This window comes from Paenibacillus sp. 01T442, from assembly GCF_056398345.1.
The window spans coordinates 1-1,822 of sequence record NZ_JBFTPF010000186.1 but is presented as its reverse complement, the minus strand read 5'-3'; the positions used below and the strand labels follow the sequence as shown (position 1 = coordinate 1,822).

Here is a 1,822-nt window from a genome sequence, read left to right as displayed (position 1 = left end):
CACTTCTGTAGCATAACCTTGCCCCCATACCATTTTGTCCCCAATCCAAATACCAAATTCMGCATGCTTGGACCAAGGATGGATATTAAACAATTGGGTATTGCCAATCGGGATGCCGTCTTCTTTTATTATGGTAAAATAGACAGATGWTAGATCTGTTTGCGCGTACTTCCGTGTACGTTCTCTGACCACTTCCGGTGTTAGGGGCATACCACTTCCTGATGGTAACKTTCGGTTAACTACAGGATCGGACAGCCATTCATATCGCTTTTCCCAATCTTCTTCAACAACACGCCTTAATGTTACTCGTTGTCCGTATAGCATATTTCTCCTCCGTGTGCCTAGATTGGTACTTATTTTGTAAACTTGTAAATCCATATGTAGGGTATTCGCGAAAGCTTTTTAACAATTTTTGCCCGTTAGGTGAGCGAAAGGCTGCCGATCGTGCCGGCAGCCTCCCATTGCTGTGTTTTGAACAAACGTTCTCCTTTAGCCTAAACTTTCTCAGATATTATCTTAACGGAAATAACTGACCCATCATCATTGTTTAAATCAAAGTTCCACTGTCCTTCTTGCGATATTCCCCATTGCATCTCACCTACAAAAACTGTATTTGCTTCAACTGCAGTTTTTATCCAATTGTTTCCTTGAGGGGATTTGAGTCTGAAATATAACTTTTTCTCTCCTATATTATGAACATAAAAACTGACTTTCTCTTTATTACCATCAGTAATTGCTTTATAGGTTAACGAGGCAGAACCTTGACCATTACAATTCATTGTCTGGTTTAACATTGCACCTTGTAAGGCTACATCATCAGGTATTGTAGCACCCTTGAGTGCTGTGACAGTGGGTTCCTCAGCAGGCGGGCTTCCTAAATTAACAGCCACCTTATCAATATACGACGGAGTGATCTGGTTGGGCTGTACGACTATATTTTCACTTGCTTTTTGTTTCTTTACGGTAACGAATCCTCCAGCGATAGCTCCCGCAGTGAGCAACAAAAGTGTACTATATAATAGTTTATTGTGTTTCATCTTGGATAGTAACTCCTATTTAAAATTAATATGGGAATGCCCTAATTATAATCCATATATTACCTTATAAACTATTATAGTACAATAACATTTGCCAAAATACTACCTATTACTTCAACGGGCAACGGCAGCCCAGTATGTGCCGGCTGCCGTAATCTCGTGATTGAACTATCGTTTTGCGTTAGCGTAACGCCAGTTAATCCCATTACTTATTCTGTATTCCGGCTAATATCCTTTCAACTATCCATTTGGGCGAGGACGAGGGCGACAGCTACTCATACCAATTCGTCCACGACAGGCCAACGTACCAGTGCTGCATGAAGGAGCTGTCCTGGCAAGGCTATTCGACCGGCATGGACTTGCTGAACAGCTACACCAAGGTTGAGATCGGGGAACGCGGCAGCATCCATATCATGCATTCCGAAATCGAATTCTGAAGGAAGCCCTAAAAATGTTAAAACACTACTGACATACTGTTGTCAGTAATGTTTTTTATAATCGGAGTAAGTAATCGTAAAGGAGTGGGAGATAAATGCGAAGTATTTTGGCCCAAAATGATATGATACGGTATTGTATCATTTGTTATAGGAAGGATGGTATCTCGTGAATTTAGCTTCTGTACGCATCATTACCGACGACGTGGATCGTCTCGTCGAGTTCTATGAGAAAGTCATGGGTGTTTCGGCGGAACGCCCCGCGCCCGTCTTTGCCGAACTCGTTGTGCCATCGTGCACCCTGGCGATCGGCCACTCCCAGACGGTGCAACTGTTCGGCGCTGGTTCCGC

Annotated in this window: 4 protein-coding genes; 1 reads left to right on the top strand and 3 read right to left on the bottom strand. The window is 42.9% G+C overall.

Annotation, left to right across the window (positions count from 1 at the left end; genetic code table 11):
* The 3 genes from AC1DLM_RS35265 to AC1DLM_RS35255 all read right to left on the bottom strand — a co-directional run.
* Window positions 1-324, bottom strand: a 324-nt coding sequence (locus AC1DLM_RS35265; protein ID WP_477572610.1) for a GNAT family N-acetyltransferase, incomplete at its 3' end; no start/stop codon positions are given.
* Between the two features lie 170 nt (window positions 325-494).
* Window positions 495-1,037 carry a hypothetical protein gene (locus tag AC1DLM_RS35260; protein WP_441992652.1) on the bottom strand — a complete coding sequence of 181 codons (543 nt, stop codon included), beginning with the start codon at window positions 1,035-1,037 and terminating at the stop codon, window positions 495-497.
* Window positions 1,038-1,312: 275 nt separating this feature from the next.
* Entirely contained in the window at window positions 1,313-1,456 is a 144-nt protein-coding gene (locus AC1DLM_RS35255; RefSeq protein WP_441992651.1) for a hypothetical protein, read from the bottom strand.
* Between the two features lie 184 nt (window positions 1,457-1,640).
* On the opposite strand from AC1DLM_RS35255, the gene AC1DLM_RS35250 reads away from it, so the two are divergent.
* Window positions 1,641-1,822 (top strand): VOC family protein (locus AC1DLM_RS35250; RefSeq protein WP_477572609.1); only part of this gene is annotated, 182 nt, incomplete at its 3' end.